The sequence below is a fragment of the Fluviicola sp. genome, from assembly GCF_039596395.1.
Taxonomy (GTDB): domain Bacteria; phylum Bacteroidota; class Bacteroidia; order Flavobacteriales_D; family Crocinitomicaceae; genus Fluviicola.
Genome location: NZ_JBCNJT010000002.1, coordinates 830,424 through 844,947, shown reverse-complemented (window position 1 = coordinate 844,947; position 14,524 = coordinate 830,424). Strand labels below are relative to the sequence as shown.

General features: G+C 44.7%; 15 protein-coding genes. 10 read left to right on the top strand and 5 right to left on the bottom strand.

The features are described from left to right. Positions 1-382: 382 nt before the first annotated feature. The 6 genes from ABDW02_RS12570 to ABDW02_RS12545 all read left to right on the top strand — a co-directional run bounded on the left by ABDW02_RS12570 (position 383) and on the right by ABDW02_RS12545 (position 4,763). A complete protein-coding gene (locus ABDW02_RS12570) occupies positions 383-1,027 on the top strand; it encodes an SDR family NAD(P)-dependent oxidoreductase (RefSeq protein ID WP_343634908.1) in 645 nt (214 codons plus the stop codon). Between the two features lie 230 nt (positions 1,028-1,257). Next, a complete protein-coding gene (locus ABDW02_RS12565) occupies positions 1,258-2,097 on the top strand; it encodes an oxidoreductase (protein ID WP_343634907.1) in 840 nt (279 codons plus the stop codon). Positions 2,098-2,109: 12 nt separating this feature from the next. After that, positions 2,110-2,580: a nuclear transport factor 2 family protein gene (locus tag ABDW02_RS12560; protein ID WP_343634906.1), complete on the top strand. Its 471-nt coding sequence runs from the start codon at positions 2,110-2,112 to the stop codon at positions 2,578-2,580. Between the two features lie 90 nt (positions 2,581-2,670). Next, the gene (locus tag ABDW02_RS12555; RefSeq protein WP_343634905.1) at positions 2,671-3,492 is read left to right on the top strand and encodes an SDR family oxidoreductase; all 822 of its coding nucleotides are present in this window, start codon (positions 2,671-2,673) and stop codon (positions 3,490-3,492) included. 13 nt (positions 3,493-3,505) lie between these two features. Continuing rightward, a complete protein-coding gene (locus tag ABDW02_RS12550) occupies positions 3,506-4,423 on the top strand; it encodes a helix-turn-helix transcriptional regulator (protein WP_343634904.1) in 918 nt (305 codons plus the stop codon). Between the two features lie 4 nt (positions 4,424-4,427). After that, complete coding sequence (locus ABDW02_RS12545) at positions 4,428-4,763, top strand: nuclear transport factor 2 family protein (RefSeq protein WP_343634903.1); 336 nt, start codon at positions 4,428-4,430, stop codon at positions 4,761-4,763. 66 nt (positions 4,764-4,829) lie between these two features. Here the strand turns inward: ABDW02_RS12545 and ABDW02_RS12540 are convergent, their stop codons facing one another. Further along, on the bottom strand, positions 4,830-5,633 hold the full coding sequence (locus tag ABDW02_RS12540; protein WP_343634902.1) for an enoyl-CoA hydratase/isomerase family protein: 804 nt from the start codon (positions 5,631-5,633) through the stop codon (positions 4,830-4,832). 21 nt (positions 5,634-5,654) lie between these two features. Continuing rightward, positions 5,655-6,491, bottom strand: a complete 837-nt coding sequence (locus ABDW02_RS12535; RefSeq protein WP_343634901.1) for an alpha/beta hydrolase — start codon at positions 6,489-6,491, stop codon at positions 5,655-5,657. A gap of 106 nt (positions 6,492-6,597) precedes the next feature. On the opposite strand from ABDW02_RS12535, the gene ABDW02_RS12530 reads away from it, so the two are divergent. Then, positions 6,598-7,011, top strand: coding sequence for a helix-turn-helix domain-containing protein (locus ABDW02_RS12530; protein ID WP_343634900.1), 414 nt, complete (start codon positions 6,598-6,600; stop codon positions 7,009-7,011). Here ABDW02_RS12530 and ABDW02_RS12525 read toward each other — a convergent pair. The 3 genes from ABDW02_RS12525 to ABDW02_RS12515 are packed head-to-tail and all read right to left on the bottom strand — an operon-like array spanning position 7,008 to position 11,686. Then, positions 7,008-8,111, bottom strand: coding sequence for a hypothetical protein (locus ABDW02_RS12525; protein ID WP_343634899.1), 1,104 nt, complete (start codon positions 8,109-8,111; stop codon positions 7,008-7,010). The two genes, ABDW02_RS12530 and ABDW02_RS12525, sit on opposite strands and share 4 nt — an antisense overlap. Further along, positions 8,104-9,228, bottom strand: coding sequence for a glycosyltransferase family 4 protein (locus ABDW02_RS12520; protein WP_343634898.1), 1,125 nt, complete (start codon positions 9,226-9,228; stop codon positions 8,104-8,106). Before ABDW02_RS12520 ends, ABDW02_RS12525 begins: the two co-directional genes overlap by 8 nt. Before the next feature lies 1 nt (position 9,229). Next, complete coding sequence (locus tag ABDW02_RS12515; protein ID WP_343634897.1) at positions 9,230-11,686, bottom strand: GEVED domain-containing protein; 2,457 nt, start codon at positions 11,684-11,686, stop codon at positions 9,230-9,232. Between the two features lie 109 nt (positions 11,687-11,795). Between ABDW02_RS12515 and ABDW02_RS12510 the strand changes: the two genes are divergently transcribed. From ABDW02_RS12510 to ABDW02_RS12500, 3 genes are read left to right on the top strand one after another with little or no spacing between them, the layout of a single operon-like run. Then, positions 11,796-12,488, top strand: coding sequence for a response regulator transcription factor (locus tag ABDW02_RS12510; protein ID WP_343634896.1), 693 nt, complete (start codon positions 11,796-11,798; stop codon positions 12,486-12,488). Positions 12,489-12,503: 15 nt separating this feature from the next. Further along, on the top strand, positions 12,504-12,959 hold the full coding sequence (locus ABDW02_RS12505; protein ID WP_343634895.1) for a dCMP deaminase family protein: 456 nt from the start codon (positions 12,504-12,506) through the stop codon (positions 12,957-12,959). After that, on the top strand, positions 12,952-14,523 hold the full coding sequence (locus ABDW02_RS12500; RefSeq protein WP_343634894.1) for a S41 family peptidase: 1,572 nt from the start codon (positions 12,952-12,954) through the stop codon (positions 14,521-14,523). Before ABDW02_RS12505 ends, ABDW02_RS12500 begins: the two co-directional genes overlap by 8 nt. The last annotated feature ends 1 nt before the right edge of the window (position 14,524 follow it).

Here is a 14,524-nt window from a genome sequence, read left to right as displayed (position 1 = left end):
CAATACACCACTTTTTATTTTTCACCGCAAAGAAAAGAAGGACGCAGAGAATAATTGATCACCGGGTTCTTGTAGAAAGAATAATGAGATATATTGAAGTCTTCCTGTTAATTGGGGAGACTTTTCTTTGGTAATAAAGTTCTTCCATTACATCTACTTTCTCAATCCTTCATTAAGGAAAAACTCTTTGCGCTCTTCTTCTCTTAGCGGTTCATAAAAATAACCACTCTCACCGTTAAGTTGGTTTCTACTTCCCAATCTTTGATATTCATAATCCGTGCTTTGCAATCGCTATGAAGCAGGCACCGCTTTATCCGGAACTTTGTTGTATCAAATTACCCCGACGATGAATGTCGGGATTTAAAATTAAAAAATGAGTGAAATGAAAAAATCAGTATTAATTATCGGAGCAGGTCAAGGGCTAAGCCGGGGAGTTGCGGAGAAGTTCGCAGCCGAAGGATTCGCCATTAACCTGATCAGCCGCAACAGGGGAAACCTGGAACGATTGAAAGAACACCTTAACTCGAAAGGAATCCAGGTGGATTACGCCCTGGCAGATGCCGGGAACACGGAAGAACTGGGAAAAGCCATCCGCGAATTATGCAACTGGAACGATGGGTTCGATGTAGTGCTTTACAACGCAGCAGTTCTGAAAGAAAAAGACATCCTGGAAGAAACATCGGAAAGTCTTACGCAAGAATTCACAATCAACGTGGCCAATGCCTTACACGCTTTGCAGGCAACTCACGACGGATTGAAACAAAAGCAGGGCGCATTTCTTATAACCGGTGGTGGTTTGGCCATCAATCCGCATCCTTCCTACGGCTCATTATCTATTGGAAAAGCAGGAATCAGAAGCCTCGCTTACCAGTTGCATGAACGTTTGAAAGACGACGGAATTTACGTTGGCTTGCTAACCGTTGCAGGTTTCATTACTCCCGACAGCGCCACGCATTCGCCGGATGTTTTAGCAGACTTGTTTTGGAAAATCTACAGCGAAAGAACCGCAGTTGAGTACAAACAATAAGTATAAAAAGCAAAACCTTGACAAAAGAGGAAGAAGTTACTTAATACTGGTAATCTCTAAATCTTTGCGCTCTTTCACTCTTTGCGGTTAAAATAAGATCCTATTTATAAACCGCAGAGAAACAAAGAACGCAAAGGGCCGGATACACTTTAAAAACCTGTCTTTGGTGTAACCAGATAAAAGTTCACAGATCTTCAATGCTGTCAGAATTCAAATCAAAAATAACAATCATGGAAAATAGAAAAACATGGCTCATCACAGGAGCCTCACAAGGAATTGGCCTGGCAACGGTAAAATACCTGTTGTCGAAAGACCAGCAAGTCATTGCAACTACACGCGACGCGAAAAAGTTTGATGCAACATTGAAAAATCATCCGCAACTGGAAGTCATAGATTTGGATTTGACCAACGAAGACGCCGTTCGAAACGCAGTAGCTTATGTAGCGGAGAAATACGGAAAAATTGATCTGTTGATCAACAATGCCGGGTTCGGATTTGCCGGAGCCATCGAAGAAGCAAGCGAAGCAGAGATCCAAAAAGTGCTTGCGATCAATGTAGAAGCTGCTTTGCGTATGACGCGCTGCGTATTGCCTTTTATGCGCCAGGCACGAAACGGGCACATCATCAATTTCTCTTCCGTTGCAGGATTAGCGAGCACACCGGGATTCGGGATTTACAATGCTTCCAAATATGCGGTTGAGGGATTTTCAGAAGCTTTGTATTACGAAGTGAAAGATTTGGGAATCAAAGTCACGCTGATTGAACCCGGAGCATTCCGCACCAATTTTTTAGATAACTCGCTGGCTGTAGCGCAAACTACCATTGCAGATTACGACGCCACGGCGGGCAACTTCAAAAACATGCTTCACGCAAACAATGGTAAACAAATCGGTAACCCGGAAAAGGCGGCCGAGTACATTTTCGAGATCTCCGAAATGGAAAATCCGCCGCTGCGCTTAATGTTGGGCGAAGATGCTTACAACCGCGTGGTTGCAAAATTGCTGGATATGCAAGCCGAAATCGAGCGCATGAAATATATGACGCTTGCATCCGGTTTTTCAAACAACTAAATCGGGGAAATCATGAAAACGTTTAAACTCACAGCATTTACTCTTTTTAGTTTGTTTGGAATGAATGCATTTAGTCAAACCGAAGCAGCAAACAAACAACTCATCCGCGACGGTTTCGATCGCTGGGCTGCAGGAACAGGTAGCTTTTTCGACCTGCTTGCCGAAGATGCCAGCTGGACCATTTCAGGAAGTGCGGCCTTGTCTAAAACTTATACTTCCAAACAGCAATTGCTGGACGAGGTCATTGTTCCACTGAACGAATTGCTTACTCAGAAAATTGTGCCAACAGTGCGCGAAATCTACGCAGACGGAAATACCGTCATCGTCATTTGGGACGGAAAAGCAACAGCTTTCAACGGTGATCCTTACAACGTGAGTTACGCCTGGTTCATGCAGCTGGACAAAGGAAAAATCGTGAAAGTGACCGCGTTTTTAGATACGAAGGACTTTGACGCGATCTTTGAAAAAGCGGCCAAGCGGTGAGGTCATTTTGGCTACAATCCAACTCATTTTGGCAACATGCGCCCGGCTGTTACGATTGATCTTTGCATCAGATAATCAAACACATTTCAAATGCAGAAAACAATTTTAATTACGGGTGCATCTGCCGGATTGGGAAAGGCAACGGCCAAATTATTCCAGTCGAAAGGCTGGAACGTCATTGCGACGATGCGCAATCCTGAAAAGGAAACCGAACTTTCAACCCTCGAAAACGTGACTTTGCTTGCGCTGGATGTTACCAACCCGGAACAGATTACCAAAGCCGTTGCAGAAATCACTTCGAAACAAGAAATAGATGTCGTTTTCAATAATGCGGGTTATGGTTTGGCAGGACCGTTGGAACACGCTTCCGACGCACAGATCGTGCAGCAAATCGAAACCAATCTCACAGGAGTAATCCGGATGACGAAAGCCTTCATTCCTTATTTCAAAAAGCAAAGAAGCGGATTGTTTATCACAACAACTTCCATTTTCGGCTATTCTTCCTGTCCGATGTCGAGTGTGTACAATGCTACCAAATGGGCGCTGGAAGGTTTCAGCGAAAGCATTTCGTACGATTTGGCTTTGTTCAATATCGGGATCAAAACCGTTGCTCCGGGCGGAATCAAGAGCAATTTTGTGAACGCGGCGCAGTTTGTCACACATGAGGAATACCGGATTTTGAATGATTCGATGGGTGCATTGATTCAAAATGAATCCCTTTTCCGATTCAATGAAGTGGACGAAATTGCAGCAGTTGTTTTTGAAGCAGCAACGGATGGGAAAGATCAATTGCGCTATTTGGCTGGGATTGATGCCGTAAGAACCGCACAACAACGACAAGAAAAAGGAAGCGAAAACTTTAGAAAGGATTTGCGGGAAGCACTTCATCTCGAAAATCCTTTTCACATTTAATACCTTTGTGGCGATGAAAAAAGCGGATAAAACCCCGGAAAAATTCCATTCCATTTCGGAATTGCACAAAGCACTGGGCTTTCCGAAACCGCTGCATCCCTTGGTGAGCCTGGTCGATTATGCAGATATCCAAACTCCGGCCGATGAGTTACCTCAATCGCTGTTGCTTGGTTTTTACAAAATCTCGTACAAGAAAAACCTGACAGGAAAAATCAAATACGGCCAGAATTATTATGATTTTGATGAAGGCGGCTTGTCATTTTTCTCTCCCAATCAAGTCATTTCAGGTTCGGAGGAGGAAAAAGATTATTCGGGGTATACGCTATTGGTTCATCCGGATTTGCTCCGCAATTACCCGCTTGCAGCCAAAATGAAAACCTATGGTTTTTTCTCTTACGCGGCTAATGAAGCGTTGCATTTATCGGAAAAAGAAAGGCAGACAATCTCAGCGGTATTTGAAGGAATCAAAGAAGAACTCAACCATTCGATCGATCATTTCAGCCAGGATCTGTTGGTTTCCCAAATTGAAGTGTTGCTCAATTACAGCAACCGGTTTTACAGCCGGCAATTCATTACACGAAAGGCAATGAACGAGGATATTCTCGTGCGCATGGAACAGTTGTTGGATACGTATTTCGACAGCCAGGAACCGTTGAAAAGCGGACTTCCTACGGTAGAATACCTTGCCGGAGAATTGGCGGTTTCGCCTCGTTATCTGAGCGATCTGCTCCGGTCGCTAACCGGTCAAAATGCGCAGCAGCACATTCATGAAAAATTGATCGAAAAAGCGAAGGAATACTTAACGACCACTAACCTATCCGTTTCCGAAATCGCATATCAATTGGGTTTTGAACACCCGCAATCGTTCAATAAGATCTTCAAGAAGAAAACGAATCTCACCCCGATTGCATTCAAACAATCATTTAATTAAGCACATGAATAGCGAACAATTTATAGCGGATTGGCTGAAAGCGGCCAACGCATTTGACACATCTGCATTTTTAGACTTCTGGCACACGGATGCCGTACTGGATGATCCGTCGGTCGGGCATGTTTTCAAAGGACATTCCGGAATCCGGAACTATTTTGAGGAGTACTTCATCGGTTACAAAACCCAAACCCGGCTGGTGAAGCTGGAAACGATATCCTCAGATGAAGTTCACCTGGAAGTGGAATTTACCGGCGAATTTCCGGGCGGAAGAATCGGAGGCATGTTTGATCTAACCTTCCGGGGCGGAAAAATTGCTGCCACCAAAGCAGATTTGCTCTAATATTTCAACTAAAAAATCCCGATCCGTAAGCACAGGACCGGGATTTTTTATGAGGTGGAATCGCTATTAAATTCTGCTTCCCAGGTTTAATTCCAGATCGCCGTGTTGCTGCAATCCTTTTTCAAACAGGTTTTTTAATCTTGCACCGGCTTCCGGTTGAGCCAGTGTTTCAAAAAAGCGGGTTTGGGTTTCCATGATGTGTTCGTTCTTCGGATTTACCGCCCGTTCGTTGATAATGGATTTAATGGTAGCGATCACTTTCTTGTCAAAGGAAGCAATTTTCCGCGCCAGGTTATCTACGAATGTGTCTAAGTCGGCATCTGCAATGGCGCGGTTTACCCAACCGTAAGCAGCAGCAGTTTCCGCATCGTAATCATTTCCGCTCAATAAAATTTCCAAAGCTCTTGCTTTGCCGGTAAGCAGGTGTAAACGTTCCATTCCGCCGCCGCCCGGAAATGCCCCGATCCCGATTTCTACCTGCGCAAACAGGGCTTTTTCCTTGCTTGCAAAACGCATGTCCATAGCTTGTGCGAATTCGCTTCCCAATCCTCTTGCTCTTCCTCTGATGGAGGCGATGCTTGCAAAAGGTGCTTGTTCAAACCGTTTGGCAATATCCGGCCAGGATTTGGAAAGCCCGGTTTTTCCTTCGCCTTTCGGGAAATTGGAAGCGCCCAAAACATCCAGGTGTGCAATGAAAAAATCCGGATTGGCACTTTCGAAAACGACTACTTTCAATTCTTCGTTGGCTTCCAGTTCATCCATCAGGTCCATGAGTTCCAAAGAAAACTCGGGTCCGAACAGGTTGATAGGCGGATTATTGATAATCACTTTCCAATAATGAGCGCTGATTTTTTGTGTTGTTAAAATCATGTTGTTGTGTTTTTAGTGAAACTATTTTGAAAGAAAAAGGTGCATGTAACCGGCAACCAGTTCCGGGTGCTGATGCTGCAATCCGTGTCCCGTGTCGTTGATAATAATATGCTGCATGGTCGGTGCATTTCTTAAAAGCGGGAACCAATTCTCAACGGCAAAGCTGTTGTCATGATCGGAAGAAATAACCAAAACAGGATTTTCAATGGTTTTATACTGCTCTCTGAACTGTTGCGCATCGGCTTTCATGTAAGCAGAGCCGCCGAAGTATTTTTGAAACTGCTCTTGCGTCGCAGGAATTTTAGCACGGTCCAGCCGTTTGGAGATGCGTTCGTGGGAAGCTTTGGCTGCAGCACGACTAGCTGCTGACTTGGGTTCAAAGAAAATGACCGTTTCATCTTCCAAATCATTGGTTGGTTTCAGGGCATGCTCAAAAAAGCTGGGCTCAAACGGAACTTCGTTGTTTCCGGGAGGATTCGTTCCGATGAATACGCCTTTTTTCACCCGGTCTTTGTTTAAGAACAACGCTGCCTGGGCAACCAATCCTCCGTAAGACCAGCCGGCAACGTGAAAGGATTCATAACTCAATTCATCCATCAATTGAATTCCGATTGAGGCAACTTCTTCCAGGTTTGCAGAAAGTTCTCCTTCCGAATCGCCGATTCCCGGATAGTCAAATAATACGATGCTGTAATTGACAGCCAAAGAATCTAAGAACAAAGGGTCCCAGGTATCGAGAATCCCGCGAAAACGGTTGAAGAATAGGATGGGTGTTCCCTGCCCGAATTGTCTGTATGCAATTTTCCAGTTGTTGATTGTCGTGTAATTTGTTTCAGACGAAGAAAAATTAGTTTTCATTACCAGTTGTTTTAGTATTAATAATTTGGATGTTGTAACTTTGCTTGCATTTTGCAAGTGCAAATGTATAAAATATTACTTGCAAAATGCAAGTGAATTAAATTTTATGAAAGAAATCAAAAAAAGATCGGGCTGCCCGGTTAGCAGTTCGTTGGATTTATGGGGCGATAAGTGGTCGTTATTGATTATCCGTGATTTGATGTATGCCAAAAGCTGTACGTATGGTGATTTCCTGAAATCGGAGGAAAAAATAGCCACGAATATCCTGGCTTCGAGATTGGAAACGTTGGAAGAAACAGGAATTATCAGTAAATCCGGACACCCTGAAAGCAAATCGAAAGTGCTTTACAAACTCACACAAAAAGGAATAGACCTTTTACCGGTTTTAATGGAAATTTACCTTTGGGGAGAAAAGTATTTTGAACTTTCCGGGCAACATCAAGCCTTCTTGAAAGAAGTAAAAAAGGACAAAGCAGGATTTTTGGCAGCTACAACGCTTAAACTGCAACAAAGTATTTAAAATCCGATTTCCTGGAGAGCAACTTTCAACTTTTCAATTCCGAACTCGTCTTCCAGTTCCTCTAAGCGGTTTTCAGAGGTATGATTGATCGATAATACCTGCTTGATTTTTCCAGCTAAAGGCAAAACGGGATCCCAGATCTCACAGTGTTTTTCCAGGCCACTTGTTCCGGTCATTTCTTTGGTGGAAATGCACGTCAGGCCGGTGAGCAGTGCACGGATTACTTTCAATTTGATCCCGCTGGATTTGAAGCCGATCAACAAGTGCAGCGAACAGCTTCTCATCAGGTCATTTAGTTCCTGATCGCCTGGATTGGCAATGCAGAGCCAGCCCTGTGCCTCGATTTTCTTTACAAGTGCTACGCCTGGGTTTTTCCCGGCAATAACAATAGGAAGTTCTATTTTCTCCCGTTGGTTTTCCTGTATCAGTTTGTTGACTGCTTCTATGTTTTCCGGTACGGACAGATTCCCGTGGTATAATCCAAAAGGTTCTGATTCCAATGGTTCTAAAACCAAATCGGAGTTGATGGTTACCGGTAAATACGATGCGTGAAAACCAAGTCCCCGGTAATAATCCCGGTCGCTTTCCGAGATACACAAAAGCGAAATATCCTTCAGCTTCCGTTCCTGTTTTTTCAGTTTACGCGATTCCAGGCTGAAGAACAAACGCTCGGAAGTAGTTTTTGCATCCTGTGCCAGGTCGCGGTAATACTGCCACTCGATGTTGTGCATGCGAATAGCCACTTTCCGGTTGTTTTTAGCCAATTCCTGAGCCCAAAACGTGCAGTGCTGTCCTTCCAGTAAAACAGGAGCATCGTTTGCAAGCAAGCGTTTGAGCAACTCTTCCGAATTCCTGCTTTTTACAATGTAAGGGAGATTTGAAAAAACCGATTTTATCCCGTTTATACGGTCGTAATAGTAAATCTCATCTGCAATCTCCGAAAAATCATGATTTCTCCCACGCCCGTATTCGTAGCAATGAAGGATCACGTAATATCCCAGTTCCTTTAATCCCTTAGCTCTGAGGAATACATCCAGCACACCGCCGTAATCGGGCGGAAGCGGAACGTCAAAAGAAACAACATGGATTTTTTTATGCATGGACTTTCGGATAGAATTCGTTGAGCTGCTGTACTTCTACTTCCCAATTTTCTTTCAATGCAGCAATTTTACAGTTGTTTTTCCACTGCTCCATCAATCCGGGATTATTCAAAACCGCCTGGATTTGCCGGGCAAGGTGTTCAGGAGCAAAATCCGTGACGATTTCCCCAACAGCATAACCCTTTACGAGCTTTGAAACTTCCACCAGGTCGGAGCAGATGATCGGAGTGGAAGTATGGATGTAATCGAAAATCTTATTGGGCAGTGAAAACAAATAATTCGGATTGGTGGGCTGATCAAAGCTCAAACCCAGGTCGGCCTGCTGCGTGAACTGAAGCAATTCCGCATAAGGACGTTTTCCGAAAAACAAAACTTTTTCCTGCCAGTTTTCCCGCTCTACCAGCTGTTTCATTTCCGGGATAATGTCGCCGTGACCCACAATAATTAATACTGCATTATCTAAGAAAGGCATCATCCGGATGGCTTCTTCAACGCCCCTGTCGACATTCAATCCTGCTCCCTGCATGATCAAAATATGCTTCCCTTCCGGAATTCCCAATTCTTTTTTAGAGCGAATATGCGACGGATTCCAAAGAGGTGAAACATTGCGGACTACTTTCAGTGAAACGCCGTATTTCTCCCGGTATTTTTCAGCGATGGATTGATTGACCGTGCTCACATAGTTAAGCTTCGGGAAAATGAAACGTTCAATCCGCTCCCAAACCGCTTTTACTTTGGGCCGGCTGATCAACTCGGGAACTTCCGTGAAATATTCGTGGGAATCGTATACCAGTTTCTTGCCTTTCAATTTTGAAACGAGGTAATTCGGAAGTAAGGTGTCGAGATCGTTCGAAACCAATATGTCTGAAGAACGAAAAAGCAAAAACCAAAACAAGCGAAAGTTGAACCAGGCGTAAAATAAAGCGCCTTTTTCGTAGTACATGCTAAACCGTTTGGTGCGGTAATTGCGGCATTCCATTTCCTGACTGGACTTGAGTTTCCGGCCAACCAGCAGTACATCGTATCCTTGATTTTCGATGAATGAACAAACCTTGTGAACACGCTGATCGGTATTCAAATCATTGATCACACTGACGATAACTTTTGGTTTCTTCAAACTACAATTTTACGATGCGGGCAATGCGCTGAATAGTTCCGTCGGAAATACGGATTTGATAACTTCCTTTTGCAATGCTGCTCAAATCAAAAACGGCAACGCTTCCTGAAATAGTGTGCTGCGCGCGGATTATTTTTCCGGTCATGTCCAGCAATTCGAGAGAAAGGTTTTCACCAACGATACCCGAAAAATCGATCTTCACTTCATCCAGTGCCGGATTCGGGTAAATGGAAACCGCATCCAGGTGATTTTGTTCCAGCCCCAGCGGGTTGGAAAGCATGATGTTGTAGTCTTCCACCTCCCCGTAATTCGTATTCCCGCATGGCTGAATCGGGCCTTCGCCTCCCTGTGACGGGTTGAAGACAATGCGCGTACGCATTTTAACCACACCGGTAACTGCATTGGAAGGAACGGTAAAATTGAAAACCAGGGAAGATCCTGCAACGATGGATACGAAAGCGATCCGTTCATTGACATCATCGAAATCAAAATCGCCGTTAAAATCGATCCATGCAGCAATTTCGTCACCGGTATAAGCACTTCCCGGAGGGCCTCCCGTGATTTGAGGAATGATCGTGATGTCGTAAGCCTCACCTTTGATTAATGAAGCTCCTAAATTATAATCGGTGTAATTGGTGCATTCGCTTTCATTGTCGATGGTTTCCAGGATTACGCGTTGAATAAATTCGTCGCAGTAAGAAGATGTGGCTGTACACGGAGATGTTGCTGTGGTTACATAGATGTAATCCGTTTTAAGTTCTGAGTCCGATCCTGCTGAATTGGAAACAGTCAGTTCCACCGTATAGGATCCTGCAGTGATAAAAGTCACTTGCGGATTTTGGGAATTGGCAGTTGTTCCTCCGGTAAAAGCCCAACCTGTTGCAGGAGTGATTACCCACGACCAGCTTGTTGGAATTCCGGTTGACTGATCTGTTAATTGGGAAGTTCCGCCCACACTTACGGTTGTAGGATTGGCAACAAATTCCGCAACAGGCAAACTGGTAACGACACACGGTGCGGATGTTCCGTTCAGGGACGTGGCGCCGGTACTGATTGGGTCCAGCCATGGTTTTAACTGTGCATTCGCCGTAGAGCCGTTTTGGTCCCAGTCGTAAGAAAATTTACCGTATAAATCGGGCATATCCGGACCGGTTTGTCCGCTGTTTGAACAAGCAGAACGGCCGCCTGAAAGTTGTCCGACAATTTTTCCTGCCGAATTAAAAATGGGGGAACCGGAAGATCCGCCTTCTGTAACACCGTGACCATTAGTGGTCGCGGCCCAGTAAACTTTCCAATGCGCATTGGAAGCCCCGCCATTATATGTTTCGGAATCCAAATCTTCCGTGTAAGTAGAGATTTTCTTCGCACTTCCCGCCGGATGATGGATTCCCACACCGCTCGTTGATGCATAATTGGTTCTGTCCCAACCGGCATAATAAACGTCGTAGGAAGAAGGAGGCTGGGAACTCAGTTCGACCAGGTAAAAATCAGATCCGGCGACTTCGTAAGATCCCGGAGGATTATTCAGCGTTCCGTTTCCTGCGGATGCTCTTACAGTTCCGCCGGTCATTGTTTTGGAACCTTTGGAAGGGTCTGTGTAGTTTCCGGAGCCTGCGGAACAGGTTGTTTTCTGGTATTTCCAGTACCAAACCCATGTCGCAATGGATTGTCCGGCTACCCGCTCACCGCAATGCCAGGCTGTCAGAATATAAGGTTTACAGTCGTTTGCCGTATTGTTGATTGTAGAAGCAGAGCACACGTAAGTTCCTGTTCCGTCGTTAAAGGTGTAATGAACAACCGATTTGATCTGGTTCGTCCAGGTATTTCCTTCCGAACAAGCCACGTCTACTTCACAATTTCCGGCTTTTTCATGAGATTGTTCCGGGGAAACAAAGGCATCCACGTGTTCTTCCACGCCGCGGTAGAAATAAACTACTTCATTGATAGAAAAAACAGGAGGTTCCTGCACCCATGACGGAGAGCTGTATTCCAGGTACATGTTTTCGCCCTGAACCATTTCCATTGCCTGGAAATCATCCGTTGCGGAAGTGTAAGCGCCCAGTATTTGTCTTCCGTTTTCGTTATATGCAAATAATTTTCCGCCTGCCGGGATTTGAACTGCTTCCGAGAAATACAACCCGAGGGCAAGCGCCCCTTTTCCGGAAATAACCAGTCTCCAGACCTTTGTTCCGTCGGGTAATAAAGTCCAGCTTCCGGAATTCGTCATGGAAATGGAAACGGGAACATTCAGTCCCACACGATAAGCACCTTTCGAATCGTTTGCCGCATCTTCGTTTTTGGCAGCGATCACATTCGGCTTGCCAAGTACATAAACAGCAGGAGCGTATTGGAACGGAGCAACACCGCTAGTAGCCACTTTCTGTAACCCTACCGGAATTCCGCCCTCACTGACCTGTGCATTTAATGCCGTACCTAGCGACAGGAATATGCCGAGCATTAAAAGATATTTTAGCATTGTGCTTATATTTATGTGTAGTTTTCTCAAAATTACACTCTTTTAACACAAGATACCAACTTGAAAACGCTTTTTTATAGAAGTTTGTCGAATGAATAAAGTTCTAGTCATCGAAGATGAGCAGAGTTTGCTCGAAATTATTCAATTTAACCTGGAATTGGAGGGCTATTCCGTGACGACTGTGAACAACGGAAGAGATGCGCTTTCGATGAAAAATCAATTGGATAATTACGACCTGGTGATTTTAGACGTGATGCTTCCGGAAGTAAGCGGGTTGGATATTTGCCGTGCTTTCCGGGAGGTATCTTCTGTTCCGATTATTTTTATTTCTGCCAAAGGAAATACCATCGACCGGATTGCCGGATTGAAATTGGGAGCGAATGATTATTTGCCCAAACCTTTTGACCTGGAAGAATTCATTTTGCGCTGTTCGGTTTTGGTTCAGCCGAATAAAAAACAGGTTCACATTCCTTCCGAGATAAAAATCGGGAATTACCGCGTTCTGCCTGCTTCATTCGAAGTGGAAAGCCTGGTTTCGGGAGAGAAGCAGGAATTAAGCAAGCGCGAAATGGAGCTTATTCAGCTGTTCTTTTCCCGAAAGGATGAAGTAGTTTCCCGCGACGAAATCCTGAATACCTTGTGGACAAACGATCAGTTCCCGACGGGAAGAACCATTGATAATTACATCCTTAGCTTCCGGAAATTGTTTGAGGAAGATCCCAGGAATCCGCAATTTTTTCATTCGATCCGCGGAGTCGGATATAAATTTACCTTACCTGATTAATCCTATCTTTGCAACATGGTTGTAGAACTTGACAGAGAAATAACAGAAGAAAAAAGACTGCGTTACGATAAAGCCTATTTGAGAATGGCTCAAACCTGGGCGGAACTGTCGCATTGTGAACGAAAAAAAGTAGGTGCGCTGATCGTGCGCGACGGGCGAATTATTTCTGACGGCTATAACGGAACACCGGCCGGTTTTCCCAATTGCTGCGAAAATCAGCAGGGCGAAACCGAATGGTATGTATTGCATGCAGAAGCAAATGCGATCTTAAAAGTGGCGCGTTCTACAAACGATTGCAGCGGTGCAACTTTATTCATCACCTTATCACCGTGCAAGGATTGCAGCAAACTGGTGCTCCAGGCCGGAATCAAAAGAGTTGTTTACATGACGGAATATAAAGACACTATGGGCGTTGATTTCTTAAAAAGCGCCGGTGTTGAAGTGGTCCATATCCCAGATCCAAATGAATAGAAAATATGCCTTTGTTTATCCGATCCTGCTGATGGTTTTTCTGGCCATCGGTTTGTTGCTCGGATCCAAATTAAATCAACCTGCCCAGCAGCCCGTTTCCGGGAATTATTCCAAAATGCAGGAAATTATCACCCTGCTCGACCGTGAATACGTAGATTCGATCGAAAGTAAGAAGTTGTTTGAAAAAACGATCACGGATATGCTTCACGAACTGGACCCGCATTCGAATTACATTCCGTATGAAGATTTGCAGGCAATGAATGAGCAAATCGACGGGAAATTCGGTGGGATCGGAATCCGCTTTGCAATTATCCGCGATACCTTGTGTGTCACGAATGTCATTCCGAATTCACCTTCTTTTGGTTCCGGAGTTTTGGCCGGAGATAAGATTTTGATGATCGACGGAAAGAACGTTGCACGCAAAAAGATCAAAAACGATGATGTAATGGGCAAGCTGAAAGGCGAACCGAATACAAAAGTGAAAATCCAGCTTTACCGCGATAAAAAGAAAATCGAGAAAACGATCGTTCGCGGAGTGATTCCGATTCCATCTATCGTATGTGCACAGATGCTGGACAAAAACACCGGCTATATCCGCCTGGACAATTTCTCGGTAACAAGCGCGCAGGAATTCTTTTTGGCTGCCCGCAAATTGAAAGCCGAAGGAATGAAAAAACTGATCTTCGATTTGCGTGACAACGGAGGAGGAGTGTTGGACGGGGCGGTTAAAATTGCCGACGAATTTTTACCGGAAGGTCAGAAAATTGTGATGATCAAAGGGAAGAAGTTCCTGAATACGACCCGCTATGCAAGAGCCGGCGGATTGCTCGAAAAAACGGAATTGGTGGTGCTGATCAACGAAAATTCTGCATCCGCTTCCGAGATTGTAGCCGGTGCTATCCAGGACAACGACCGCGGAATGATCATCGGAAGAAGATCTTTCGGAAAAGGATTGGTGCAGCAGGATTTCTCCCTGTCTGACAAAAGTGACCTGAGATTGACGATCGCACGTTATTATACTCCTTCCGGGCGTTGTATCCAGAAACCTTTCGGAGAGAGCTACGAGGATTATTACCACAGCAATGAAAAACGAAGAGACAACGGAGAATATTTCACACCGGATTCCACCGTTTTCAAGAATGCGAATAAATTCAAGACCCTGAAAGGAAGAACTGTTTACGACGGCGGGGGAATCAGCCCGGATATTTTTGTTCCGCTGGATACATCCAATTCCACGATTTATTATTTGACATTGCGTTATTCCGGGGCATTCCAGCAGGTTGCTTTTGATTTTGTGGCGAATAAACGAACCGAATGGGCATCCGTGCAGGAATTTACCCAAACATTCGAGACGCCGAAACCACTTTTGCAAAAGTTGATCGCGGAAGGGGAAAAATTGAAGATCCCTTACGACGCAAGAGATTATAAACGTAGCGAAGGATTGATCAAACAGGTGATGAAAGCAGAAATTGCCCGTCAGCTGTTTATTGAAGAAGGTTATTTCTTCATAGTTGCGTCTTACGATAAAGAAGTGCAAAAAGCGCTTGAAATACTCAAGCGCTGAT

What these genes read in the sequence shown, in the direction of transcription:
- ABDW02_RS12570 (WP_343634908.1), top strand. Translation starts at nt 383, where the DNA reads ATGAAAAAATCAGTATTAATTATCGGAGCAGGTCAAGGGCTAAGCCGG.
- ABDW02_RS12565 (WP_343634907.1), top strand. Translation starts at nt 1,258, where the DNA reads ATGGAAAATAGAAAAACATGGCTCATCACAGGAGCCTCACAAGGAATT.
- ABDW02_RS12560 (WP_343634906.1), top strand. Translation starts at nt 2,110, where the DNA reads ATGAAAACGTTTAAACTCACAGCATTTACTCTTTTTAGTTTGTTTGGA.
- ABDW02_RS12555 (WP_343634905.1), top strand. Translation starts at nt 2,671, where the DNA reads ATGCAGAAAACAATTTTAATTACGGGTGCATCTGCCGGATTGGGAAAG.
- ABDW02_RS12550 (WP_343634904.1), top strand. Translation starts at nt 3,506, where the DNA reads ATGAAAAAAGCGGATAAAACCCCGGAAAAATTCCATTCCATTTCGGAA.
- ABDW02_RS12545 (WP_343634903.1), top strand. Translation starts at nt 4,428, where the DNA reads ATGAATAGCGAACAATTTATAGCGGATTGGCTGAAAGCGGCCAACGCA.
- ABDW02_RS12540 (WP_343634902.1), bottom strand. Translation starts at nt 5,633, where the DNA reads ATGATTTTAACAACACAAAAAATCAGCGCTCATTATTGGAAAGTGATT.
- ABDW02_RS12535 (WP_343634901.1), bottom strand. Translation starts at nt 6,491, where the DNA reads ATGAAAACTAATTTTTCTTCGTCTGAAACAAATTACACGACAATCAAC.
- ABDW02_RS12530 (WP_343634900.1), top strand. Translation starts at nt 6,598, where the DNA reads ATGAAAGAAATCAAAAAAAGATCGGGCTGCCCGGTTAGCAGTTCGTTG.
- ABDW02_RS12525 (WP_343634899.1), bottom strand. Translation starts at nt 8,111, where the DNA reads ATGCATAAAAAAATCCATGTTGTTTCTTTTGACGTTCCGCTTCCGCCC.
- ABDW02_RS12515 (WP_343634897.1), bottom strand. Translation starts at nt 11,686, where the DNA reads ATGCTCGGCATATTCCTGTCGCTAGGTACGGCATTAAATGCACAGGTC.
- ABDW02_RS12510 (WP_343634896.1), top strand. Translation starts at nt 11,796, where the DNA reads ATGAATAAAGTTCTAGTCATCGAAGATGAGCAGAGTTTGCTCGAAATT.
- ABDW02_RS12505 (WP_343634895.1), top strand. Translation starts at nt 12,504, where the DNA reads ATGGTTGTAGAACTTGACAGAGAAATAACAGAAGAAAAAAGACTGCGT.
- ABDW02_RS12500 (WP_343634894.1), top strand. Translation starts at nt 12,952, where the DNA reads ATGAATAGAAAATATGCCTTTGTTTATCCGATCCTGCTGATGGTTTTT.